This is a genomic window from Paenarthrobacter aromaticivorans (assembly GCF_019038615.1).
Lineage (GTDB): Bacteria > Actinomycetota > Actinomycetes > Actinomycetales > Micrococcaceae > Arthrobacter > Arthrobacter aromaticivorans.
This window is the reverse complement of record NZ_JAHOPC010000015.1, coordinates 1-24,219: the sequence shown is the minus strand read 5'-3', so window position 1 is coordinate 24,219 and position 24,219 is coordinate 1. Positions and strand designations below refer to the sequence as shown.

The window sequence follows — 24,219 nt, the reverse complement described above, 5'->3', positions numbered from 1 at the left end:
TGCCCCATCAGCAAGTTGGACTAAAGGGAGAAGATTTGAAGAGCATTGGCATTGTGGCCGAGTTGGGTCGCGAGACGAGGGTGGCGGCGACGCCTGTCACCGTGAAGCATTTGTTGGGGCTGGGCTACCAGGTTGTGGTCGAGAAGGGCGCCGGGGAACATGCATCATTCCAAAACGAAGCGTATGCGGATGCTGGCGCACTGATTGTTGGTGCGGAAGAGGCTTGGGGTGCCGGCGTCGTGCTTAAGGTGAACCCGCCCACCGAGGAAGAAATCGGGCGTCTGGCCGACGACGCAACCCTGATCGGGACGTTGAGTCCTGCACTTCGGCCTGATCTTGTGGAGGCCTTGACGCAACGGCAAATCACCGCGTTGGCGTTGGATGCCGTTCCGCGTATCTCCCGCGCACAGTCGATGGACGTGCTGAGCTCCATGGCGAACATTGCCGGGTACCGGGCCGTCATTGAAGCAGCGCACGAATTTGGCAGGTTCTTCACCGGCCAGGTGACCGCGGCGGGCAAGGTCCCGCCAGCGAAGGTCCTGGTCGTCGGCGCCGGTGTCGCCGGCCTCGCAGCGATCGGTGCCGCGTCCAGCCTGGGCGCGATTGTCCGGGCGACGGACCCTCGGCCTGAAGTCGCTGACCAGGTGAAGTCCATCGGCGGGACCTACCTCAAGGTCGAGGTCCAGGAGGTAATGAACTCCTCTGACGGGTATGCCAAGGCCACGTCCGAGGCTTACAACGCACGGGCTGCTGAGATCTACACCGAACAAGCAGCGGATGTGGACATCATCATCACCACAGCCCTGATCCCGGGACGGCCGGCGCCGAAGCTGCTCACGGCCGAGGACGTGGCGGGCATGAAACCCGGAAGCGTGATTGTCGACATGGCCGCCGGCCAAGGCGGGAATGTCGAAGGCTCGGTCGCCGGGGAACGGATTGTCACTGACAACGGCGTAGTGATCCTGGGCTATACGGATCTTCCGGCGCGTTTGCCAGCCCAGGCGTCCCAGCTGTACGGGACGAACCTGCTGAACCTGCTCAAACTCCTCACCCCGAACAAGGACGGGATCCTGCGCCTCGACTTTGATGACGTGGTGCAGCGCTCGGTGACGGTGGTGCGCGAGGGTGAGAAGACCTGGCCGCCGCCCCCGGTCCAGGTCTCCGCCGCCCCGGCAGTGAAGACCGACGTCGGGACCTCCACTGAAGGTGCCGCGCCGAAGAAGAAGGCCGGGGTGAGCCCGGCAGGTAAGGCGGGGCTTTTTGCCGCGGGCATCGCGGCATTGTTGGTGGTTAACGCGGTCGCCCCGGCGCCGCTGCCCCAGCACTTCACGGTGCTGATGCTTTCGGTCGTCGTCGGGTTCTACGTCATCGGCAAAGTCCACCACGCCCTGCACACCCCGCTGATGTCGGTCACGAACGCGATCTCCGGGATTATCGTCGTCGGCGCCCTGCTTCAGGTCACCTCCGAGAACATTGTCATGCAGGTCCTGGCCGCGGTCGCGGTGCTGCTGGCCAGCATCAACATCTTCGGCGGATTCGCAGTCACCCGACGCATGCTGGCGATGTTCTCCCGCGGTGAGAAGGCCCGTTCATGAGCACCGTATCCGAAACAGCAGCCCGAATCGAATCGAGGAGCCTTACCGTGTCTGACACCGCCTCCGGTCCGCTGACCGCCGACTCCATCGCCGGAGCTGCGTATATTGTCGCGGCCCTGTTGTTCATCCTGAGCCTCGCCGGTCTGAGCCGGCATGAGAAAGCCCGGGCAGGGGTCATCTACGGCATCACCGGCATGATCATCGCCCTCGCCGCGACCATTTGGCTGACCGTCCAAGGCGCCTGGGGCACCGGCCACGCCCTGACCGGCCTGGTACTGCTGCTGGCCGCGGTGCTGGTGGGCGGGGCCATCGGGCTCTGGCGCGCCCGGGTCGTTGAAATGACCGGGATGCCCGAGCTCATCGCGCTGCTGCACAGCTTCGTGGGCCTCGCCGCAGTGCTGGTCGGCTGGAACGGGCACCTCGAAGCCCCCACCCTTACCCCGGAACTGACGGCAGTCCACCACGCAGAGGTGTTCATCGGCGTCTTCATCGGCGCAGTCACCTTCACCGGTTCGATCGTGGCGTTCCTGAAACTCTCCGCCAGGATGAAATCCTCGCCGCTGATGCTGCCGGGAAAAAACGGCATCAACCTCGGCGCCCTCGCCGCCTTCGTCGCCCTGACCGTCTCGTACGTCAACGACTCCCAGCTCTGGCTACTCATCGTTGTCACGGCCCTGGCTCTGGGGCTGGGCTGGCACCTGGTCGCCTCCATCGGCGGCGGTGACATGCCCGTGGTGGTGTCGATGCTCAACAGCTACTCCGGCTGGGCCGCAGCCGCCGCCGGCTTCCTGCTGAACAACGACTTGCTCATCATCACGGGCGCCCTCGTCGGATCCTCCGGCGCCTACCTGTCCTACATCATGTGCAAGGCCATGAACCGGTCCTTCATCTCCGTGATCGCCGGCGGCTTCGGCATCGCAACGCCCACCAGCAAGGGGGAGACAGACCAAGGCGAGCACCGCGAAATCACCGCCCAGGCCACCGCAGAAATGCTCACCAACGCCACCAGCGTCGTCATCACCCCCGGCTACGGCATGGCCGTCGCCCAAGCCCAATACCCAGTCGCCGAACTCGCCCACCAACTCCGCGAACGCGGCGTGAACGTCCGCTTCGGCATCCACCCGGTCGCCGGACGACTCCCAGGACACATGAACGTCCTCCTCGCGGAAGCCAAAGTCCCCTACGACATCGTCCTGGAAATGGACGAAATCAACGACGACCTGGACGAAACCTCAGTGGTCCTCGTCATCGGCGCCAACGACACCGTCAACCCCGCCGCCGCCGAAGACCCGTCCAGCCCCATCGCGGGCATGCCCGTACTCCGGGTCTGGGAAGCCGAGAACGTCATCGTGTTCAAACGATCCATGGCCGCCGGCTACGCCGGCGTCCAGAATCCACTCTTCTACCGGGACAACTCGCAGATGCTCTTCGGGGATGCCAAACAACGCGTCGAGGACATCCTCCGAGCCTTCTAAAGGACTTTCCCGGCCGTCGGCGGGTCGGCGGTACGCCGCCCGACAAGGCCAGCGCGCTCAACCCGATCAACACTGTTCGCGACGTTGGTCGGATGCACTTGCAGGCGAGCACTGGCCTTAGCCATGGGCAGGGCCCCTCCCTGGTGAAACTGAGCAGGGCCAGCAGTTCAATAGCCTTCTTCGGCCAGCTGGTGGCCCTGAGGGCCGACCTGAATAGCTCAAGGACCGGACATCCAGATGTTCTCACCGCGGGCGCCGTACGAGTGACCGGTTCCCGATCACGATGACAGCTCAGGGTTTCGCGACAGTCGCTCACGAGCAGGAGCGTGGCCGCTGCATGCCTCAGGCAGCCTATTTGCGAAGGTATTGCGCAGACCGGGAGGGCGCCGTCGGCTTTGGCTTAGCCGCCGGCTCGAGTAGGCCCGCTGCAATAGCGTCTCCGCGTTATTAGGACACCCTAGGCTTGGAGTTTCACCCGCGGACTGACTTCCGTCTTCTCACGGCTTCCGTCGTTCGTCATGCGACAGAGGCTGCTGGCGGCCCGAGGAGGCTAATAAGGCGGCTAATGAGACGTGCTTTTTCCCCGGCGCTGCCAGCCGCCGCTTCGGTTACCCTTCCGGCTCAGTCTGTCCAGCTCCAGTGGGTCACCAAACGAGGGCCGCGTTCCCCTGTGCAGCACGATTCCTTCTGGCAATCCCTCCACGGTAACTCTGGTCCCGGATACCTCGACGGATAGCCGCGCCCTGCCCACAGATACATTCGTGGCCTGCACGCTGCCCCACGTTGTCGGTAAAAGAGGGTTCATCCAGAGTCCACCGAGAGAGACGTCCGCTTCGTAACACAACAGGCTCCGGAGAAGCATGAGTGGCGTCGCCGACGCCCACGCTTGAGGTGAGCAGGCAGTCGGATATGGAAGCGGTTGGGGATAGTTGGATCGGCTGAACCCGCAGAATAATTCGGGAAGCCTGTTATCCGTGTACTCGGCTGCCTCCATCAGCGCCGAGGAAATTGTCTGGGCTTCCTTTACAAACCCGTAGCGCATCAGGCCGGCAACTATGAGCGCGTTGTCGTGTGGCCAGACTGAACCATTATGGTAACTGACCGGATTGTAGGCACCCATATTCGTCGCTAGGGTGCGAACACCCCAGCCGCTGAACATCTCCGGCGACATGAGCCGGTCTGCAACCTGTTGGGCCTTGTCCACATCAATAATGCCAGACCATAAGCAGTGCCCCATGTTGGACGCGCAGGCATCGACCGGCCGCTTATTCCGGTCGAGTGCGATGGCATAATAGCCACGCTCCGGCAGCCAGAACATGTCGTTGAATTTTTTCTTCAGCATCGCTGCACGGTCATGCAATTCAGCTGCCAACGCCTGCTCGCCGGTACGAAGGGCCATCGAGGCACGGGCAAGGTATGCGCTGTAAACGTAGCCCTGCACTTCGCACAATGCGATGGGGGCCTCCGCAAGGCTGCCATCTGCAAAGTTGATTCCATCCCAGGAGTCCTTCCAGCCCTGGTTGATGAGGCCTTGGTCGTTGAGTCGCTCATACTCGACGAACCCGTCGCCATCGCGGTCGCCGTAGTCCCTTATCCATTCCAGGGCGCGGTCAGCGTTTTGGAGGAGCGGGGCGATGTCCTCCGCGGCAACGCCCCAGCGGCTGACTTCGCCGAGTAGGGTCACGAACAGGGGGGTGGCATCCGCTGTGCCGTAATACGCAGATTTGCCGCCAAGCGCCAAGCCAGTACCGACACCAAGCCGCACCTCGTGCAGGATCCGCCCCGGCTCTTCCTCGGTCATCAGATCCACCGTAGAGCCCTGTCTATCGGCCAAGGTCTGCAACGTCCCCAATGCCAGTGACGGGTCTATTGGGACCACCATGAAGGAGGCCAGTAGTGAGTCCCGGCCAAAAAGTGCCATGAACCACGGCGCCCCTGCTGCGACGACCATGCGATCTGGGTGGCGTGAGTCAACGATCCGGAGGGCCCCCATGTCGTCATAACTGCGCAGGAAGGTCCGTTCCACAGACGGATTGCCGACGCGAAGAACGGGTACATTTGTAGCCCAAGCTTGCTGTCGCCGTTCCTGGGGCGAGACAGTATCGGAATCGACACGCACAGTCGCCGCCACTGCTCCTTCATCCGGGTCCGGGTCCGGGACTACAGTTACCCGGACGCCCCGCTCGCCATGCGCGGGGACGATTGTAGTAAGGCGAAGGCCTTCCGGGATTGCCCCGGTGCCAGGTGCGCGTACGTAAACGCCCTTCCGCACGCTTTCCCAGACGGCCTCAATATGTACTGCGCCTTCTTCAGAACGCCGTTCCTGTTCCCACTGCCGTTGGAATCGCCCGTCTTTGACTTCAAATAGATCCGCGAAGTCCGCGTCGATGGACAGCACCATATCGCACTTGGTCGGCTGCTGGGCAAAGTTGCGGATCGTGATGGTCTCACTAATGCCGGCTCCCAACTCACGTTTGCGCTCGACCGTCAACGGGCTGTCCGCCCGGCCATCAGCACCTACGGCCCTGCCGACATACACCCCTTGGTGGGGCGAAGGCGTCCACGCGCCGAGCGGCTCCAGGGGCTGCCCGTTGATGGTCAGGCACCAGCGGGACAGAACTCGGGTGTCCTGATAGAAAACGCCATGAGGGTGTTGGGGGGAAATGTCCCCGTTTTGCATAGAAATGCAGAACGAAGACCCCTCCACCAGTGTTACGGCCCCCTGCCCGGTGGGGCCCGCCACGTTGTCTGCATTCCATCCGGCCACCGCTGGCTCCTTTGCAACCGCCGCGCCATATCGAGTGAATTGAATCTACGCCAGCCACCACGCAGGCACCAGACAGCCAGACGAAGCAGGGCGGCTCTTAAGCAATCGCACTGAATGCTGGACGTACCTTCAGGCGACGTAGGTCAAGGGCTCGGCCGGGAGAAAGCCAGCCGATTCGATGAGTCTGACTGCCGATGGCGATTCTCAATGGATTCCTGATGGCATTAGCCCCGTACTTCAGGCGAGTGTCCTGCCCATCGAACGTGTTGTCTCCGCCCTGCCTCTTCGGCAGGCCGCAGTTCCCGCATCCGGTCTGTCGTTCAGGGCGGGCGTGTTTGTCCAGCCTCGTTGGGAGAACGCCCTCCCGGGACCCGACCGTTGACATATCTCGAGCCCGATCCTACGCTAAAGTTCTGCAATAGGGTCTGATGTTCTATTTTGCAGAACAGGTTTGTTCCAACACAATGATGTAGAAGGAGCACGGATGCGCAAACAACCGAAATTTACCCTCGGTCTCGGAATAGCGCTGGTTATCACATTGGCTGCCTGCAGCGCCCAAAGCGGTGGCTCGGGGCCCGACACAGCCGGCAGCGCTACCCCCTCGGCTTTGAGTGCAGATGTACCGACCACTGAGCCCTCGAGTATCCCTATGACGGAGCCGCTGAAGGAGCGCCCCGCACCGGGAAAGAAGGTGATCGTGCAGTACTGCAGCGCGCCGACTTGTGCCCGATTCAACCAGGGGTTCGAGGATGCGGCAAAGGCACTCGGGTGGACCGTCGAGACAATGGTGTACGACACGAATGACATGAGCGCGTCCCTCAGGAGCGCCGTGGTCCGACATCCGGATTTCATCGTCACCTCGGGTCAGCCGAGAGAAGCGCTTGAAGCTGGCCTCAAAGATGCCCACAAAGCGGGAATCCCCGTCTTTGTAAACTCCACGGATATCCAAACCGACGAAAGCGCTGGTCTATACGCCGGAGTCAATATGGCGCCCACCACTGAACGCAGCGCTGAGTACCTCGCCGACTGGATGATGGCCGATTCCGGCAGCACTGCAAACGCGGTGTACTTCTATCTGGGTGACCGACCGGTTCAGCAGGCTTCAGCTGCCGCCCTGAAGAACCGGTTCGCGGAATGCGCCAAGTGCTCGTTGAACCTGCATTCGATCAGCCTGGAAGAGATCGGGCGTGGCGCGGTCCCCGCGAGCGTGGTTGCGTTTGTTCAGGCGCACCCGGAAGTGAAGTATGTAGCGTTCTCCTTCGGCGACGCCGCCACGGGGGTTGGTGCCGCACTTGCTTCAGTAGGTCTTGCCGATCGGCTAAAGCTGATCGTCGACGGGACCACCTCACCTGCGGTAACGCAAGAGATGGTGCATGGAACGGTCTCCATGATGCTCCCACAAGCAGCCCACTACATGGGTTGGGCATCCGTCAACCAGATGGCCAGGTACGCGGCAGGGCTTCCCCAGCCGTCGGAGGAGGAGCGGCTGATGCCCGCATGGGTGGTTGAGACACCGGAAGCCGCACAGACGCTCATCCCTAAGGGCGGTCTCTGGCCGGGTCCGTCGGGGTTTGAGGAGCAGTTCAAGAAGATCTGGCACGTGCAGTGACGCCGGACTACACGATGACCGTCCAGGGGCGCATAGTGGCTGCTGTCGCTCGCCTCCGCCTCAGCCGATTCAGCGCTGTGGGGCTGTGGGTGCTCTTCATGGTTACCTTCGGCATTCTCGAACCGTCCACCTTCTTATCAGCAACAACGTTCTCCATCGTCTTTCACCAAGGTGTCGTGCCCTGCCTGGTCGCGCTGGCCTTCCTGGTCCCTCTCACCGCAGGAGCGTTCGACCTTTCAGTTGGGGGACTATTAGCGCTCAGCCTCTCCCTCTGCGTGTTCCTCAATATCGCGACCGATCTTCCGATCCTATTTATTGCGGTTATCGCCCTCCTGGCAACCTCCGCAGTGGGAGCGTTATCGGGCTTTATCGTCGTTAGATTGCGCATCGATTCGTTCATCGCCACGCTCGGAGTAAGTCAGCTTCTTCTCGCGGGTTCGATCCTGATCTCGGGGAACTCACAGATCATTGGCCACTTTCCAGATTTCTGGGCTGCGCTGGGCATCGATCGATTTCTGGGCGCTCCAATCATCATCTTTTTCCTGCTGGCGGTATCACTTCTAATGTGGTTCATCTTCGAGCACACACGCATCGGCCGGTACCTCTTCGCCACCGGTGGGAATGCGGAAGCCGCCCGCCTCGCCGGTGTCCCAACAGATCGGATGATCTGGGGTTCGTTGATCGCGTCGGGCTTCATCGCCGGCCTCGGAGGCATCGTTCTATCAATGCAGTTCGCGGTGTTTGCTCCCACCACTGGGCCGGGGTACCTCTTCCCAGCAGTCACGGCCGTTTTCCTTGGTGCGTCCCAATTCCAGCAACGACCAAACGTGTGGGGGACATTGGTGGCGTACTTCGCCCTAGCCTTCGGCATTCAAGGACTCACCCTGGCCGCCCCCTCCGCATCCGCTTGGAGCCAGCCGCTGTTTCAAGGTGCGGCACTAATCCTGGCGGTCGCCCTCGCCAGTCGTCACTTAAGGCAGCTTCGCAGGGGACGGCATCCCCGAAAGACCGATCCGCCTAGCGTCCGTCGCAGCCCTGCGAAGGCAGCACTGCGATGAGCCAGGAGGTCCGCGAGGGAGTTGTAGTGTTACGTGGGTTCAGCAAAGCATTCGGCGACGCCCTGGTTCTCGATGACGTTTCGCTGGACATCCGTCGGGGCGAAATCCACGCCCTGCTCGGCGGCAATGGCTCCGGCAAGTCGACGTTGATCAAGATACTGTCGGGATTCCACACGCCCGAGCCGGGCGCCTTAGTTGAAGTCGACGGCGTACCCGTGAGTCTCGAACGCCATGGTCTCGCAGACGCCGGATTCCGCTTCGTACATCAAAACCTAGGCCTAGTCGACGCACTAAACACAATAGAGAATCTGGGGCTTGGAGTCGGCTACCCGACGGGTGTGCTGGGCCGCATCCGATGGCGTGCCGCGCGCCGCGACGCGGAAGAGCGCTTGCGATCGCTGGGCTACGAAATCGACGCGCGGATTCCCGTCGGCGAACTGTCGGCAGCACAGCGAACTGCCGTCGCAGTCGCTCGAGCACTTCACGACTGGCGGAGCGCGAGGGTTTTGGTATTGGACGAGCCGACGGCAGCAATGCCGGTCGGGGAGTCGACGGCGCTGTTCGACATGATGGACCGGTTACGGCGCTCAGGCATGTCGGTGGTTTTCGTCTCGCATCACCTCGACGAAGTTTTCGCGATCGCGGACCGAGTGACAGTCCTGCGGGATGGCCAGCGGGTCGCGACCATCCCCACTGCCGATATCGATAAGTCTCAACTCGTCTCGCTGATGCTCGGGGATGTCGAGTTTGCCGAGCTTCCCGCTAAAGAAATACGCGGCACAGGGCCTGTTCGGCTGGAGGTGGGCGGGCTGTCCGGCGCAGTGATCCAGCAAGCGGATCTGCAAGTAAGGGCGGGAGAAATCGTGGGTATCTCCGGGCTGACTGGCTCCGGGCGAGACGAACTGCTGCAGCTGATCTTTGGAGCATCCCGACGCAGTGGTGTCATTCGAATCAATGGGCAGCCCATCGACTCGGGAGATCCCCGGGCCTCGATCCGAAACGGGATGGCTCTGGTCGCAGCGGATCGCGCGCGGCAGTCGAGCATCGGGACGCTGAGTGTAAAGCACAATCTGACATTGACAGACGTGAGTCGGTTCAGCGGAAAATTCGGCCTCCTCAGTGACAGACGCGAGGAGCAGGAAGTGCTGGGCTGGATTCAGCGGCTGGGAATTCGCCCTACGTCTACAACAGCGGTCTTTGCAACCCTTTCGGGTGGAAATCAGCAGAAGGTGGTGCTTGCCAAATGGCTACGAAAGAACCCTCAGGTGCTTCTGCTCGACGAGCCGACGCAAGGTGTTGATATTCACGCGAAATCGGCAATCCACACCTTGACTATGGAGGCGGCGCAAGCCGGGTGCGCCGTCATCGTCGCGAGTTCCGACGACGCTGAGCTCTGTCAGCTTTCCGATCGGGTGCTTGTCTTTCGTGACGGAAAGATCGTCGTCGAACTCCTTGACGAAAAGATCACTCAGACCGAAATAGCACGTCATCAGCACACCGCAATCGCGACGGTATCGCTTTAGGTATTGGCCGCTCAGCGGGCGTTGCCGCCCCTTTCGCTTCAGTCAAGCCTCGGCGTTCTTCCGTCGCCTACACGGCGAGGACCGAAGCAGTCAAAACCCGTAGGAGCCTGTGCCTACCAACCCGTTGAGAAGCGAGGGCTCCCGGCAACTATGAACTGCTCCCCTGAAGTTGGAATGAGAAATTTTCAGTTCCGATTTGAGGGGAGCAGTTTTATGCGTTCGAGAAGTTCTTTGTCTGTGTCGCAGCGGGTGTCCGCTGGCGATGGAGTCGTCTTTGGCGGACGTGAGCCGTAGGGGGCGGCTGAGTGTGTGGCGTGGCGTTCGATGGTTGTGGGGAGTAGCCGAGGGTTTCGGCAATGATGGCCACGGGTGCCAGTCCGGTGAGTTCGTGGAAGTGTTCCCAGCCGTGCGGTCGCGGGTGCTGAAGAGGCCGCGGGTGCTGAAGAGCTTGCTCAGGCGGGTTGTGAGGTGTCATGGATTGATGTGACGTCCGGGTGATGCTCCGCGGAATACCCCACTTGGCGTGGCGTGTGCGCGGTCAGTTCGTGACCTGGGTTTGCGGCGAGCTCCCGCCATGGCTGGGCTACGGGGTCTGGCAGCGCGATCTGGATTTTCCCTAGTTGGATAGTGACTAGGTCATCGCTGACGATGACGCCGTCCCAGATTAAGCGTGCCATGTTTTTCGGCTTGTTGTCCGAAGACGAGGATGAGGATAGCTGCCGCCCGATTAGGTGACTCTAATTCGTTGGTTTGGATGCCTTAGGCGTGCGGCGCGGGTGCTGAAGAGTGTGCTGAGGCGGGTTGTGAGGTGCCCTGGGTGGATGTGGCGTCCGGGTGATGCTCCGCGGAACACCCATTTGGTGTTGGGGTGCGCGGCGGTCAGTTCGTGGCCCGGGTTCGCGGCGAGCTCCCGCCATGGCTGCGCAAGGGGATCTGGCAGCGCGATGTGGATAGTCCCCAGTTGAATGGTGACCAGTTCGTCGGTGACGCTGACGTCGTCCCAGGTTAGGCGTGCGATGTGCTCGGCCTGTTCACGCTCACTGGGCCAAGGAGCCGAGGACGCGGTCCAAGCTTCTTACCAAAGCCGTCGCTTGTTTGGAACGCCGATAATTGACCACCACCGGCGAGTCGCGTTCGTCGTAGCACGCCGTGGACGGTGATGCCCATCGGTTTGTGGCCGCAGCGTACGCCACCGCCTGACGCGTTCGCATCGCCCAGACGTCCGAATAGGGCATATAGAACTGACCGTTGGGGGCCGATTTTAAAGATTCGATGCAATCTTGCCTGGCCAGGTCAGGACGGAAGGATGCTGCGGGCCGATTCCTCCTTGAGCAAGTTGATCACTCGTCGGGCGGCTTGAGATGTCGGGCGGTTTTCGACCGTGACGACCCCCACATCAAGGTGAGGGCCGAGGCGAGGAACCAGTACATGGAACGTGTATTCAGCACGTAGTTCGAGGAGGCGTTGGGACGTGATCAGCAAGGCGTCCGAGTGCGACGCCAGGCGAAGCAGCATGTCATAGTCATCAAGCTCCAGAGCGGGCTGGCGTAGGCCGATACTGGCGAGATCGTCGCGTTCCAGCAGCGCACGAGCAAAACTTCCGGAGATGACCGGGAACTCCGTGATCGAATTCGCGTCAGGTTGCTTCAGGAGAGGGTGATCGGTACGAACGTAAACCCCGACATGGCTGGTCGCTAGCCGTTCGTACTCCAAGCCGTAGCTGCGCGCGTAGTCCTTCTCGCGCGGCATCCCTCCAACGAAGAATTCGATCTCGCCGTTGAGGAGCTTGGCCCGCAGATCGGTGTTGGACCCGATCCTGACGCTGAGGGCAATCGAGTCTTCGAGCAGGATGTGGCTAAGGAGTCCTTCAAGCAGCATCGACCCTGTCATCGGGCCGATGCCAAATGACACGATACGTCGGTCACCGGATGCCAAGGCGCTGAGATCGTGCTCTACAGCTTCCGCGTGAACGAGGAGCGCTTCGGCGCTATGCAGGACGTCGCGTCCCTCAACGGTGAGCTCGACGCCACCCCTTCGGCGGGCGAACAGCTGCATCCCATACTTCGATTCGAGGCTCTGGATGCTTCGGGTAAGCGCGGGCTGTGAGATGTAAAGCGCGTCGGCCGCCTTGACGAACGAGCCGTACTGAGCGAGGGCGCGCAGGTGCCTGAGTTTGTGGAGATCGATCACACGCAGAACCTATCACTGGCGGAAACGCTGCACGTTCGCGGCGCGGTGTTCGTGGGTTTGTGCGTAGGGGACGTCGAGGCTGAGAGTGACGGTGTAGGAGGTATAGTCGTGTGGGCGATCGGGATGCCGTTGCGGCGTTCCTGCGTGGCGTAGCCGCGGACGATATCGACGGCGGTGTTCAGGACCCGGTTGGAGTGATGCTTGATCACGGACGGCTCGCTTTTCGTGTGACCGTCGAGGAATTGGGAGGGCAGGGCTTTGTGCGCCGGTGTGGGGGAATGGGCTGCATTCGCCGGGGCGCTCCTGCATTCGTTGATGGGGCGGCTGGCTGGTGCTGTTCGGCGGGCGCGTCCGCAAGTGTGTGTTCCTGCGGGGTCATCACCGCCAGTGGGCACGATTGGTGGACCGGACCGCCAGATAATGTCCGTCATTCCGGGTGCGAACGCACCGGCCGCATGCCATACGAGCGAACCGCAGTATGCCAGGAATTGTTTGGCCACCTCATTTCATAGAACAAGGCGGTTAGGTCTTCTGTTACCCAGGCCTCACGGTTCTCGGCCTTGTCGAACAGGCGGCGGGTTTCCGTGTGGTCGCCCTCAATCCAGAGCATCGTTCCGTCGGCCGTGACCGACTCGACCCGGCCTCGCCTTACAGTGACGCCATTTCGACGTATATCGGCATCGGCGCCTACGAGAATTGACCAATCCTCGATGAGGCCAATTCGGGGCGAAAACGCCGAGATCGGCCGGTCGGCCTCCCTGTCGGGGGATACGAGTTGAACGGCGTCCATCATCAAGCTCCTTGGGATGAGGTGGTGGTAAGAACAGGACTGGTGCTTAGCAGGCTGGCTTAGCCATCCACCCGATCCACGGAGCGGCTTCTTGGATTTCGAAGCTTGCAGCAGCGGGCTAAAGGCGTTCAGTCAGCGCAGTCGGGCCAGAGCTGACATCCAACTGATTCGTAGCAGGAATAGGAATCTCCCAATGAACTGGAGCAAGAGGGTGCTGTTCGACGGTCCGGCCCGGCACTTTCCCAGCGTTCGAGCGGAGGGCACGGGTTGGCAGCAGAACTTCCTGCGGCTGGAAGTAAGCTTCCCCACGCCTGGGGGCGTTGGTTGGCGGCTGTGATCCGTTTCATCCTTTGGGTCTCTTTTCTGTGACGTCCACTACGTCGGGGGCTACGGCCAGTCCACCACATGAATAACCGAACGTCCAATGCATATTTTTGCTTTTGAAATGCGTCTCATGCATAGAGCTCTCCCCGGCTTTTCGGGATGCCTTACCCCAGATCAACTTCCCGAAATGGGATCGGCAGAAGTGAGTAACGCCGCGATCCGTTGCGACCTCTGAATCGTCACTGCGATCCCCAGCACATCCCATCATCGTGTTGATCGCCACCCGGACCCTCCGCTGCCGGGTGAGCAGGGAATGTAACAACCGGCCCGGACCCCTGCCGGCCATCCAAGGGCCGGAGATCGGAAGGTGCCCCGCTTGCGCGCGTTTTCTGGGTTTCTACCGACAATCGGGAAGCAGTTGGGGTTCGCCGCCCGTGCCTTTCTCAAGTTGATTCGCGATGCCAGGGTTGCGATTCAGTCTTGGCCGTAAAATCCATTGCCACGGCAACCGTGCTCCGGCCACCGGTTGGTGCCTGTGGGCGACCAAGACGTCGGCCAGTCGTGTTCCGGTGCGAAGGGCTCACCCTTTCAAGGGGTTCTTCTTTGGCGTTGTGCCCCACGGAATAGCAGTAGGCTAAGTCCGGTTGCGGCGATGGCCGCGCTGAGCGCCAATAAGAGCGGCGTGGTTAGGTTGCTTACGGTCGCGGGGGAATGTTGTGACATTAGAGCCCCGACAATTGCTGCAGCACTGGCGGTTCCGAACATCCGGATCTGGGCGTTGAGTCCGTTTGCTGCCGCGAGTTGGTTGACGTGTGTCGATGCCATCACGATTCTCGGGAGCGCTGCGAATGCCAGTCCGAATCCCAGTCCGAGCACGACATTGGCCCACAGGATCGCCCAGGAGGAGGAGCCGAAGAGAATGGCGAGGCCGATTCCGACTGCAGAGCCTCCACAACCCAGCGCTGCGACTGCCTGGATGGGCTGGTTTCGCGTGGCTTGCGCCAGGGGAGGAGCTCCGATCGCTTGGCTCAGGCCGCAGGACATCATGACGAGTCCTACGGCAAGGGGCGAGATCGCCGCCGCGTTGAGGAGGTGCGGGAACACTACAAGTGTGGACATGATCCCGAAGTTGAGCAGGTAGGACATTGCGTTGGCCAGCATGAGCTCACGACGAATTGAGGCGCGGACATCTATGAGGGGTGTCCGTGACCGGGCCATGTGGACTATTGCGGCGGCGAGCAGGACCGCTCCGGCAGTGGCGGTTATTCCCTGGACAAGTTGGCTCTGCCCGTCGAAGGGTCCCCCGATTCCGATGATCAGCCCGGTGGAACCGGCAAAGGTGCCAATCGCCCCGATCCAGTCGAATGATGCGGCTGCCGGTCGTCCGTCCGAAGGGACTGCCACCGCGGTCCAGGTTATGGCTATGAGGGCAGCCAGCGTGCTGAACCAAAACATGGATTGCCAGCCCCAGAGAACGTTGAGCGCGGCGCCAACGGGGAATCCGAGCGCCGAGCCGACTCCCATTGCCCCGGAGACCAATCCGAGGCTGCCTGGAAGTCGTTCAGGCTGCGCTACGGACTTGATGATGGAAACGCTCAGTGGAACCAATCCGATCGCCAGTCCTTGCAATGCGCGTGCCGCGATCAGCAAGCCAATAGATGGGGCCAGAGCTGCCATCACAGATCCTGCGGCCAGGATTAGGAGGAGAAGTAGAGAGACGCGCCTCTTGCCGTGGATGTCACCGAGGCGCCCTGATATGGGTGCTGACGCGCAGCCAGCGGCGATGGCAGCAGTTACTACCCAAGAGGTCTGGGCCATGGGGGCACCGATGAGCTGCGGGAGGTCGCTTTGGATAGGGAGCACAACGGTCTGTATCAGACTGGCGTTCACGCAGACAAAGACGAGCGCGGCGACCGCGTTGCGGCCACCGCGCTCATTTAGATTTTGCACTTAATAGTCTCTACTTTGCTTTGTGCCCGATGTAGACCGGTTTGCCCTGCCGCGCCGCGCGTCGGCTGAGAGCGCCGACGACCACCATCAGAACCATTCCGCCTCCGTAGAATGCCGCGCCCAGGTATCCGGCGATTGTGTAGTTGCCCGTCAGATCACGCAGGGCTGAGAAAGTGATTCCGCCCAGGGACGCGCACACTCCGGCGATAAGGAATGCGTAGCCAGAGATGACCGCAAACCGTTTGGGGCCGAATTCGCGCAGCAGGAAGAAGGCTGGGAAGTCTGCTTCCGCTCCTTGGGCCATGCCAATGGTGAAGACTGTGACCAGCAGTAGGGGGACCGCCAGGGTGCTTGCGGACGTGGTGAGTGTGAAAGCGGCAATGGCTGCAGCTGTGAGAACGATGATTGGCACCAAGTAGGGCCAGATACGGTCGAGCAGGAAGCCTCCTAGGATCCGTCCGGTTAGTACTCCCATGAGGATCGCCATGGTCATGGTGGTTGCAGTTCCGACTGGGATGCCGCTCATGAGCAGCATGGGCTGGAGGTGGGCGATGAACCCTCCCAGTGCCAGCGTTACGAGAGCGATCGAGAGCATGAGCACCCAGAAACGTGCATCCGTGAGGACGTAGCGGTAACTGGCAGATTGCTCGGTGGGGGATGAGCCTTTTTGATTTTCGCCGGCCACGGAGTCATCGAAGAGGGCGGTCTTAGGTTCGCGGAAGCCCCAGAGGACGATGGGCAGGCTGATCAGGGCTACGAAACCTGTCAGCACCCAGTAGCCTGCCCGCCACCCGGAAGAGTAGATGGCCGGGGTGATCAGGGGGATGGCCAGCAGCGGGATGAGTGAAGCGGCGCCTCCAACGATACCGAAGGCCAAACCAAAGTTTTTCCGGAACCACTGCGACAAGTACTTTGCCGTGGTAGCGGTGAAACCGAGCGAACCTCCCAGTCCGATCAGGATTGCGACGGTGAGGAAGGTCGCCTCACTGGCCGGGAGCGCCGCCAGGGCGATCAGGCCGGCGACCATCGTGCACAATGCGCCGATTGCCAGGGGCCTGGTGCCGGTACGTTCCATCAAAGCCCCAACGGCAGGTTGCGCAAGGGCCAGCATCAGCGTGACGATCGGGGCGATTGCAATCACCGAAACGGGAAGCCCTGTCGCCTCCCTGATGGGCTGGATAAAGAGGCCACCTGTTTGGAGAAGGATGATGGGGCTTCCCCCGTACAGGGCGACCGCTCCGAGAAGTGGCCGCCATCCCTGAGTTAATTCAGACCTGGCTCGCGCTGGTTTCGTCACGGCCGTCGGCATTGTCTGCATGGGTTCCTCGTTTTCGTCATTGAAATAGGGGGTGGGGTGGCAATCGTTGTTCGGCTGGTGTGATGTGTTTTGGAGCAGGCAAGAGACATCGCAGAATGCGCTACGCGGAGCGTTATGCGGTTAGTGTCTTTTGAGCTGTGGAGGGCCTCAGAAGCTTCCTTGCTGCGGCAAAACCCTTGGAGTCATTAACAGTGTCCACCGCGATAAGCGCGTCCTGTAAGTAGTAATGAACCGAGAAACTTCCGGTTGCGGGGTCGCCTACGAGATCAAGTTTGTCGTAGCCGGTGAATACGCCCACGGTCTTGATCCGTACGTCGAATTGGTCAGACCAGAACCACGCGGGCTCCGCAGCCGGCAGGGGTGCGCCCAGGAGCGCTGCGGCAACGATCTTTGCCCGGCTGGTGACGTTTGGTGCCGATTCCAGTCGGAGACGTGAGCCGTTCACGATCGTGTTGGCGCAGTCGCCGAGTGCCCACACGTCTGGAAGGTTGGTCCTACCTTCAAAATCAGTGTCGACGCCATTTGAGCATTCGGCGCCCCCCGCCGCGAGCTCCTCCACATTGGGAGTGATTCCAATCCCGACGATGACGACGTCGGCCGGGAGGGTGACCCCGCTGCTGAGCCTGACTCCACTTACTTTCCCGTCCTGTTCGGTAAGGCACTCAACGCCTGCGTCCAAAAGCAGTCGCACCCCGTTGCGCGTGTGGAGGTCCTGCAAATACGAGGAGACAGGCTCCGATGTGACCCGTGCCAGGACCCGGCTGAATGACTCCACGATGGTTACGTTCGGCACCTTGAGTGCTGACTTGAGGACGGCACCGGTCTCCATGCCAATGTAGCCAGCGCCGATGATGACAACGTCGTTCACCGTTTGCAGGGCGTCACGGAGGTTGTTGACGCCTTCCAGGGTGCGAACGTAGTGAACGCCTTCAGCCTCTGAACCTGGAACCGGCAGGACCCTCGCACGTCCACCGGCCGCCCAGACCAATGATCCATAGCCAAGTCGCAGGCCTGTTAGACACTGAACGACTTTGGACTCGGTATCAACAGCGGAAACACGCTCGGCGGTTATCACTGAGACGTTGTTGCGTTCCCAGTACAGCTCCTCCCGCAGCAGGATTTGGTCGCTCTGAACCGTTCCTGACAGGAATGCTTTTGACAGAGGTGGCCGTTCGTAAGGAAGGGAAGGCTCATCACTGACGATGCCTATAGAGACACTGCTGCCGAGGCGGCGGATGTTAGCCGCCATTTCCGCACTGGCATGACCTCCGCCAACGATCAGCACGTCGAAGTACTTCATGATCTATCTCCTAGGCGTCCGGGACGGTGAAGCGGATGGTGTCCTCGGCGGGGACGCGCAACTGGCATCCCAACCGGCTGTGGGGCTCTAGCGTGTCAAGGCTCGAAAGGACGTCCAGTTCATCCTCGGATGCTTCCTCAAACCTGCTCTGGTGGCCCTGCATAACCACGACGTGGCAGGTTGCGCACGACATTTCTCCGCCGCACTCTCCAACGATCCCCCGGACGTTGTTGTTGACTGCGACCTTCATGACGTTCTGGCCGATGTTGGCAGTTACCAGCTCAGTGCTTCCGTCGGGGTAGGCGAATTCGATCTCAGGCATTGGTCAGCGCATTCTCTCGTGGTTTTTCCGGTGTGAACCGGATTGGGAGGCCCTTCAGGGCGGTTGTGTTGTTATCGGCGACCCAGCTGACTTCGCCGTTGGGTTCGTAGTCCGGGAATCGGGTGATGAACTTCTCGATGAGGATCGCAAGTTCCAGCCGTGCGACGTTGCGCCCGAGGCACAGGTGCACCCCTTCGCCGAAGCCCAGGTGTGGGATGGACTGGCGTCGAACGTCGAACTCGGAGCCGTTTCCGAACACCTCATCGTCGCGGTTGCCTGAGACGATCCAGGCAACTACCCAGTCGCCCTTCTTGATCTGCTTGCCATTCAGCTCGACGTCGCGGGTGGCGACCCGGAGCCGGTTCTTTGACGGGGTGACCCATCGCACAATTTCCTCTACCGCGTTCGCAATAGCTTTCGGGTGCTCGCGGAGGTACTGGGCCTGGTCAGGGTGCAGCATCAACTCCCGCAAACCGATCACGCCGGCGTTCCTGGTCGTCTCCAACCCTCCGCCGATGATCTGGAAGTAGTACCAGCCGACCAGACGGGGGTCCAGCAGCTCTCCGTTGACTTCGAGGTGGGCGATGACTGTGGCGAAGTCATCGTCCATCGGGTTCTCGCGACGGACTTTCCCTAGTTCAGTAAGGAAGGCCACCAGGTCCAGCATGCAGGTGCGCCAGGTCTCCTCGGGAGTCATGCCCGGGAGCTGGTAGGTCGGGTCGTTGGGGTGCATCATCGACATCGTCCATCGACGTACTCGTGCCCAGTCTTCCTTCGGTACATTGAACATCCCGAGGAACAAGCGGGCGGGCAGTTCGGCCACGATGTCGGACATTACGTCGCATTCGCCCCGTTGGGCAACCGAATCCAGGACGTCATCCACGATTTTCTCGATTTCGGCGCGCATCTTACCCACTGCCGGCACTGTGAAGTGGCGGTTCACCGGCCGGCGAAGTGTGGGGTGGCGGGGCGCATCGTTGAAGGGAAGCAGGACGTCAAAGCCCAATGCCTGTTTTTCCTCCTCGGACAGGTCAACGCCCTGAACAGGAAGATGTGTGCCGCGCTGGGAGCTGAACGTCTCGGCGTCTGACAAAACCGCCAGGCAGTCCTGATGGCGTGTTACGGTCCAGAATCCCCGTTCGTAGTCTCCGTCTGTCCAATGCACGGGGTCGTGCTCGCGAAGATAGGCAAATGTCGCATGAAAGCTGGGGTCAGCGAAGAACTCTGCCGAAGTGAGGTTTTTGTCGATAGTTGCTGTGTCCACTGCAATACCGGTCCAATCTCGTCGTTGGGTTTGGCAGCATCCGGGGGATGCGGGTCTTGGTTGCTCCAAGACTGACACCACCCAACTCGTGCCGTCCAATGCATAATTCGAAGATTTCCATGCCTTGAAGACATGCCGACCTATATGCTTTCGGCTCATGGAAAGCACTGAAAAATGCATTGGACACATTGGGCGTCCCTTGATGAGCTTGCCATGTTAAGTGACTCAAAGGAGAGGTGTTCCCCATGGCAGATTTGCAGTATCGAGGTGCGACGGCTGTCGTTACAGGTGGCGCGCGAGGCATCGGAAGGTCAATCGCGCATGAGTTGGCAAAGCGCGGGACAAATGTGATTATCGCGGACCTTCATGAGGAATCGGCAATTGAAACCGCAAGAGAGCTCGAACAACTCGGTGTCAGCACTCTGGCGCATGCCCTTGACGTGAGCAATGTTGACGCGGTTGAGGATATGGCCGATCGTGTATTTTCGCGGTTCGGCACCGTTGACATCCTGGTCAACAACGCCGGGGTTACGATGCGCCCTTATCGGTCCATCTGGGAAGCGTCCCAGGACGATTATCAGTGGATGCTTAATGTCAATTACCTGGGTGTCGTCAACTGCGTACTCGCCTTCGTACCCCGTATGAGGGAACAGTCCGGGCGCCGCCACATAGTGAACACGTCATCTGTCGCCACGCTCTCACGGAACACCGGCCATGCCATGTACGGGGCATCGAAGGCTGCCGTGGACGCGTTCTCGGACACGCTGAGGGAGGAGTTCAGTGATCACGGCGACGATATCGGTGTGACGATCCTCTACCCCGGATACATCACTACTTCGATAGCGCAGACCAGCGAACAGAGCAGGAACGAGACGAACCGCTCGGACAAGCGTCCGGTCGTCGCATACCCGCACCTGGACAAGAAGGCTCCGGAGTCATTCCACTCTCCCCTGGCGCCCGAGGCGGTCGGCCCTATGGTGCTGCGATCGATGGATCTGGACGCGCCATACTGCACGACCCACCCAATTGAACCGGCCTTCATGGACGAGCGGACCCGCTTGGTAGTCGCCGGGTACTTCCCTGAGAACAAGGAATAGCAGATGACATTCTCAAAGAACACTGTCCGTTCTACCACTGCCCTGCGTACCCTTCTGTCCCGGCCCGGCGTCCTTCACATGCCCGGATGCTACGACGCCCTCTCGGCACGCCTCATCGAACTCGCCGGATTCGACTGCGCGGCCATCAGCGGTTTCGCCGTGGAGGCGACCCATCTGGGAGGACCCGACATCGGCCTAATGACGATGACCGAACTTACTCAGCAGGCCGGCCGGATCACCGAGGCCGTGGACATACCTGTCATCAGCGATGTGGACACTGGCTTCGGCGGCATCCAAAACATCCACCGGACCATCCGAGCGGCGGAGAATGCCGGCCTGGCGGGGGTGCACATTGAGGATCAAGCGCTGCCCAAACGTTGTCCCGTCCTTCCAGGACGCGTGTTAGTGTCCATCGAAGAGGCCTCGGACCGCATCGCCGTGGCGGTAGAGGCCCGCCGTGACCCCGACTTCGTGATCATCGCTCGTACCGACGGCGACAGCGTGTCATTCGAAGATCAGATCGAACGAGCCAATGCGTATATGAAGGCAGGCGCGGATCTGGTCATGCCCATGATGGTTCAGTACAACGATTCCTCGTTCTCGGATCTCACCCCGGACCGACAGATGGGAGTCATTCAGGAAGCCGCAGCAGCGATCGATGGTCCCGTCATGTATGTAGGAGACGCGCCCGAAGGCTATTCCTCCGCTGATCTGGGCGAGGTTGGCGTCAAGATTGCTTCCCCGTCCGCGCTAACCTTGGAGGCTGCTGTTGAAGCGGTGCGTGCCGTCCTTGAGCAATACCGCTCCTCGTATAGCTCCGCCGGCTACTTTGCGGACAAGCCCAACCGCCTTAAGGCTGGCCGGCCTATCCTCGACACTGTGAGGGTCGGATACTACCTGGACCTTGAAGAACGCTATACGAGGCAGCGTGCATGATGACTCCTCAGGACGTCGCCCGGCTCCACTGGGGGATTGATCCCCACTTCCTCGCATACGTCGGGAGTCTTCCTGACGGAATGATCGAGGCTCGGGAGCCAGCGGAGCAACGGGACCACGACTTCCTCTTTCCGGAGGTGGGGACCCAGCCGGGCCGGATTCAATTCGCAGGCGCCATCCGCTTTTTTGGCCATGGAGGGCTCCTCGAAGTCCTGCTCCAGGATCCCGCCATTGAGTCCGACAAAAACGGCTCAATCCTAACGGTCACAGGGCCATCGGGACGAGCGGCAATGTTGAACCTCAGGACCACGGATTCGGAAAGGGGAACCCTTTTCGAATCGACCCTCCGCGGTGAGGCAGTCCAGTGGTTTGGCGGCGTCTACCTACCCGGGCGGCCTTTCGGCCAGGTGCGGATATGTCGCCGCCAGTCCGGGTGAAGGCAAGATGATCGGATCTCAGGAAACTGTCTCACATGCGGCATTAGATCTCGCGAGAGCGCGTATGGTGGTGGTGCTGCGGCTTGAACGGGCGTGGTGCAATTGTTCGTCCGGAATCGCGAGGAGCCGCCCTCACGCCGGAAGGTCAGGCGTTCCTGCTGCAGGCAGGAGCTGGGCCTCACCCAGTGATTTTCGACTGGTAGCGAGACGTGTTGAAGTGGGACGAGTTAGGGCCTTGGCATTTCGGGCGTCTGCTGGTGCCATCGCATTTACACTTCGGTTATGGAATTCGTCCCCACTGTGGCCATAGGGACCAAGCTCGAAGTCGTGCCGACTGTGGAAGGCGGCCAGGACACACCTTTGCTTGGTGGTTCTGCCGTGAAGACTAGATTCAGCTACCGACCAAATTGGGGCCTGCCTGGCTGGGCCGACGGCGAGCAAGCCGGTGCGCCGATATTGGGTTTCTCAAGGCAGAACATTCAGCCGGGTGAAACAGTTCGCGCCGTAATCGCGCCCTTCTTCTTTAGAGGCACGCCAGCTTGGCGGGACGTAAGACCGGGCGATGAGCTTCGCATGTATGAAGGTGCACGGATCTGTGATCATGTGTCGGGGCGGCAGCCAACTGACGCCAAGGCTCATCGAGCGGGTGTGTGAGGGCAATCTCGACGGTTCCGAGGGTGATGATTACGTCCTCGTCGGTGACCGTGACGTGGTCCCAGGCGAGTTTGACGACGTCGGAGACCTGCTGGCCAAAGACCAGGACGAGGATCGCGGCCGCACGGTCCCGCGGGCTCATCTCGGTCGCGCGGGTGAGGCTTTGGACGATTTCTTGTTGCTTGGCTGCGTCGAGTCGGGGGCTGGTGCCGCGACGGTGGGGTTGCAGCTTCAAGGAGCGGTCAATGAGGTTGGTTTTGGCTGCCCAGTCGAGGAAGCGTGATGCGATGCCTCTCGTCGTGGGGCCCTGTGCCTGCCAGCGGTCCAGGTGCGCCTGCGTGATGGCTGTGAGTTCGGTGTCGTGTTCGTTGAGCCAGTTGAGCAGTTCGATGGCGACGGTGAGCGATTGTTTGGCTCTGAGGAAGGTGCCTTGGGTGACTTCGTCCATTTGGTTCATGCGGCGTTGGTGGTGCCAGCGGATGTAGCGGCGGATGATGTCGCGATGGTTCTGGGTGGTGATCCGGTCGATCGCTTGCCCGGCCCAGCTGCTGCCGCCAGTTCCCGGAGGAAGTCGGTGACGTGGGGCTGTTGGATCCACGTGAGCCCGCTGTTGGCTCGTTTCATGGATTTCAGTGCTGTTGCGATGGCCTGGAGTTCGGGGGAGGGGGTCTGCTCTTCCGGTGTGAGGAGCCGGTCGACTGTTGCTGAGAGGACGCATGCCCAGCAGCGGTTTCCTGAGTGGATTTCGTCTTCGTTGCCGCAGCCGATGCAGTCGATATTGAGTTCGACGCCGGAGCATTTACGGCAGGCCGGGAGCGCGTTTACCCGACCTGGAAGGATGCCTTCGTGGCCGCAGGCGCAGGTGCCCCGGGTTCGTTTGGCTTGCTGGTAGCAGTAGCCGCAGATTCCGTTGTCGGGCCAGCGAACGACGATCTGGTGGTGTTCTGAGCAGCGCCCGCAGGGTTCGGGCCACTTCGTGGGGTCGCCGGGTTTCCGGGGTCTAGGCATCTTCATCCGGTGGCAAGACCCTGATCCGCCGTGCGACCGGGGAATCGGGCTGGATTCCCAGGTCCTCTGGCCGCTTGGGGGCGTTGGCGGTCTTGGCCGCCCTCATCTGGACGAAGGGTTCAAACAGGTCATTGGGCGTGCATTCGAGAATGTCGCAGAGCGCCGCGAACGTCTGGGCGGGAATGCGTTCCGGTGTTCCCGTGACAAGCCGGTGAACCTGGGCATTGGAGAGGTTAATGCCGCGGGCTTTGAGGAGGGGGAGAAGTTCGGTGGTCTTCCAGAGGTTCCGTTGGGCCATCATCTGCCGAAGGTTCCATCGGTAGCCGATCCGTCGCTGTTCAGCCATGGGCCGTTCCCTTCGTCAGTACCGCTGCCGCGTAGCCGCTGAGCGATCATCTTCTGGACAGTCTTCTGTTTGAAGTCCGCCGACACGGAAGTATAGAGGGCTGTGGTCGATGAGTAGCTGTGGCCGACCTGCTGCTGGATTATCTTGAGCCCGTCGGGCTGGTGTGCCTCTGGCCTGCGGTTTTGTGTTGGTGGGTGTGTCCGGGACGTGCATGACGGTGGCATTGGCTGTCCTTTCCTTCTCGTGGATCCGTTAT

Annotated in this window: 21 protein-coding genes; 10 read left to right on the top strand and 11 right to left on the bottom strand. The window is 61.0% G+C overall.

Going from position 1 to position 24,219, the window contains the following annotated elements; translation table 11 throughout:
- The first annotated feature begins 35 nt into the window (after positions 1 to 35).
- Positions 36 to 1,595 (top strand): Re/Si-specific NAD(P)(+) transhydrogenase subunit alpha, encoded by a 1,560-nt coding sequence (locus tag KSW38_RS19610; protein ID WP_216926628.1) that lies wholly within the window; start codon positions 36 to 38, stop codon positions 1,593 to 1,595.
- Positions 1,592 to 3,070, top strand: coding sequence for a Re/Si-specific NAD(P)(+) transhydrogenase subunit beta (gene pntB / locus KSW38_RS19605; protein ID WP_254186724.1), 1,479 nt, complete (start codon positions 1,592 to 1,594; stop codon positions 3,068 to 3,070). The genes KSW38_RS19610 and pntB overlap by 4 nt, the downstream gene beginning before the upstream one ends.
- 562 nt (positions 3,071 to 3,632) lie before the next feature.
- Here pntB and KSW38_RS19600 read toward each other — a convergent pair.
- Positions 3,633 to 5,837, bottom strand: a complete 2,205-nt coding sequence (locus KSW38_RS19600) for an amylo-alpha-1,6-glucosidase (protein WP_216926627.1) — start codon at positions 5,835 to 5,837, stop codon at positions 3,633 to 3,635.
- 484 nt (positions 5,838 to 6,321) lie between these two features.
- Here KSW38_RS19600 and KSW38_RS19595 point away from each other — a divergent pair, with 484 nt between their 5' ends.
- The 3 genes from KSW38_RS19595 to KSW38_RS19585 all read left to right on the top strand — a co-directional run bounded on the left by KSW38_RS19595 (position 6,322) and on the right by KSW38_RS19585 (position 10,027).
- Positions 6,322 to 7,446, top strand: coding sequence for a sugar ABC transporter substrate-binding protein (locus tag KSW38_RS19595; RefSeq protein WP_216926626.1), 1,125 nt, complete (start codon positions 6,322 to 6,324; stop codon positions 7,444 to 7,446).
- Positions 7,447 to 7,544: 98 nt separating this feature from the next.
- Positions 7,545 to 8,504: an ABC transporter permease gene (locus tag KSW38_RS19590; protein ID WP_216926625.1), complete on the top strand. Its 960-nt coding sequence runs from the start codon at positions 7,545 to 7,547 to the stop codon at positions 8,502 to 8,504.
- Positions 8,501 to 10,027, top strand: a complete 1,527-nt coding sequence (locus tag KSW38_RS19585; protein ID WP_216926624.1) for a sugar ABC transporter ATP-binding protein — start codon at positions 8,501 to 8,503, stop codon at positions 10,025 to 10,027. Before KSW38_RS19590 ends, KSW38_RS19585 begins: the two co-directional genes overlap by 4 nt.
- 452 nt (positions 10,028 to 10,479) lie before the next feature.
- Here KSW38_RS19585 and KSW38_RS19580 read toward each other — a convergent pair whose 3' ends face one another.
- The 3 genes from KSW38_RS19580 to KSW38_RS19570 form a co-directional block, all read right to left on the bottom strand.
- Positions 10,480 to 10,704 carry a hypothetical protein gene (locus KSW38_RS19580; protein WP_216926623.1) on the bottom strand — a complete coding sequence of 75 codons (225 nt, stop codon included), beginning with the start codon at positions 10,702 to 10,704 and terminating at the stop codon, positions 10,480 to 10,482.
- Between the two features lie 616 nt (positions 10,705 to 11,320).
- Positions 11,321 to 12,217, bottom strand: a complete 897-nt coding sequence (locus KSW38_RS19575) for a LysR family transcriptional regulator (protein ID WP_216926622.1) — start codon at positions 12,215 to 12,217, stop codon at positions 11,321 to 11,323.
- A 427-nt stretch (positions 12,218 to 12,644) separates the two neighbouring features.
- Entirely contained in the window at positions 12,645 to 13,010 is a 366-nt protein-coding gene (locus tag KSW38_RS19570) for a hypothetical protein (RefSeq protein WP_216926621.1), read from the bottom strand.
- Between the two features lie 190 nt (positions 13,011 to 13,200).
- Between KSW38_RS19570 and KSW38_RS19565 the strand changes: the two genes are divergently transcribed.
- The gene (locus KSW38_RS19565) at positions 13,201 to 13,344 is read left to right on the top strand and encodes a hypothetical protein (protein ID WP_216926620.1); all 144 of its coding nucleotides are present in this window, start codon (positions 13,201 to 13,203) and stop codon (positions 13,342 to 13,344) included.
- 575 nt (positions 13,345 to 13,919) lie between these two features.
- Here KSW38_RS19565 and KSW38_RS19560 read toward each other — a convergent pair.
- From KSW38_RS19560 to KSW38_RS23760, 5 genes are all read right to left on the bottom strand, one after another.
- Positions 13,920 to 15,281, bottom strand: a complete 1,362-nt coding sequence (locus KSW38_RS19560) for an MFS transporter (RefSeq protein WP_216926619.1) — start codon at positions 15,279 to 15,281, stop codon at positions 13,920 to 13,922.
- Between the two features lie 10 nt (positions 15,282 to 15,291).
- A complete protein-coding gene (locus tag KSW38_RS19555) occupies positions 15,292 to 16,599 on the bottom strand; it encodes an MFS transporter (RefSeq protein WP_216926618.1) in 1,308 nt (435 codons plus the stop codon).
- A 112-nt stretch (positions 16,600 to 16,711) separates the two neighbouring features.
- The gene (locus KSW38_RS19550; RefSeq protein WP_216926617.1) at positions 16,712 to 17,899 is read right to left on the bottom strand and encodes an NAD(P)/FAD-dependent oxidoreductase; all 1,188 of its coding nucleotides are present in this window, start codon (positions 17,897 to 17,899) and stop codon (positions 16,712 to 16,714) included.
- Positions 17,900 to 17,909: 10 nt separating this feature from the next.
- Positions 17,910 to 18,221, bottom strand: a complete 312-nt coding sequence (locus KSW38_RS19545; protein ID WP_216926616.1) for a 2Fe-2S iron-sulfur cluster-binding protein — start codon at positions 18,219 to 18,221, stop codon at positions 17,910 to 17,912.
- Complete coding sequence (locus KSW38_RS23760) at positions 18,214 to 19,485, bottom strand: cytochrome P450 (RefSeq protein WP_216926615.1); 1,272 nt, start codon at positions 19,483 to 19,485, stop codon at positions 18,214 to 18,216. The genes KSW38_RS19545 and KSW38_RS23760 overlap by 8 nt, the downstream gene beginning before the upstream one ends.
- 245 nt (positions 19,486 to 19,730) lie before the next feature.
- Between KSW38_RS23760 and KSW38_RS19535 the strand changes: the two genes are divergently transcribed.
- From KSW38_RS19535 to KSW38_RS19525, 3 genes are read left to right on the top strand one after another with little or no spacing between them, the layout of a single operon-like run.
- Positions 19,731 to 20,582: an SDR family NAD(P)-dependent oxidoreductase gene (locus KSW38_RS19535; protein ID WP_216926614.1), complete on the top strand. Its 852-nt coding sequence runs from the start codon at positions 19,731 to 19,733 to the stop codon at positions 20,580 to 20,582.
- Between the two features lie 3 nt (positions 20,583 to 20,585).
- Positions 20,586 to 21,518: an isocitrate lyase/PEP mutase family protein gene (locus tag KSW38_RS19530; protein WP_216926613.1), complete on the top strand. Its 933-nt coding sequence runs from the start codon at positions 20,586 to 20,588 to the stop codon at positions 21,516 to 21,518.
- The gene (locus KSW38_RS19525) at positions 21,515 to 21,955 is read left to right on the top strand and encodes an HtaA domain-containing protein (protein WP_216926612.1); all 441 of its coding nucleotides are present in this window, start codon (positions 21,515 to 21,517) and stop codon (positions 21,953 to 21,955) included. The genes KSW38_RS19530 and KSW38_RS19525 overlap by 4 nt, the downstream gene beginning before the upstream one ends.
- 523 nt (positions 21,956 to 22,478) lie before the next feature.
- On the opposite strand, the gene KSW38_RS19520 is transcribed toward KSW38_RS19525, so the two are convergent.
- Positions 22,479 to 23,207: a hypothetical protein gene (locus KSW38_RS19520; protein ID WP_216926611.1), complete on the bottom strand. Its 729-nt coding sequence runs from the start codon at positions 23,205 to 23,207 to the stop codon at positions 22,479 to 22,481.
- 140 nt (positions 23,208 to 23,347) lie between these two features.
- Between KSW38_RS19520 and KSW38_RS19515 the strand changes: the two genes are divergently transcribed.
- The gene (locus KSW38_RS19515; RefSeq protein WP_216926610.1) at positions 23,348 to 23,557 is read left to right on the top strand and encodes a hypothetical protein; all 210 of its coding nucleotides are present in this window, start codon (positions 23,348 to 23,350) and stop codon (positions 23,555 to 23,557) included.
- A gap of 52 nt (positions 23,558 to 23,609) precedes the next feature.
- On the opposite strand, the gene KSW38_RS19510 is transcribed toward KSW38_RS19515, so the two are convergent.
- Positions 23,610 to 23,963 (bottom strand): helix-turn-helix domain-containing protein, encoded by a 354-nt coding sequence (locus KSW38_RS19510; protein WP_216926609.1) that lies wholly within the window; start codon positions 23,961 to 23,963, stop codon positions 23,610 to 23,612.
- Positions 23,964 to 24,219: the final 256 nt, after the last annotated feature.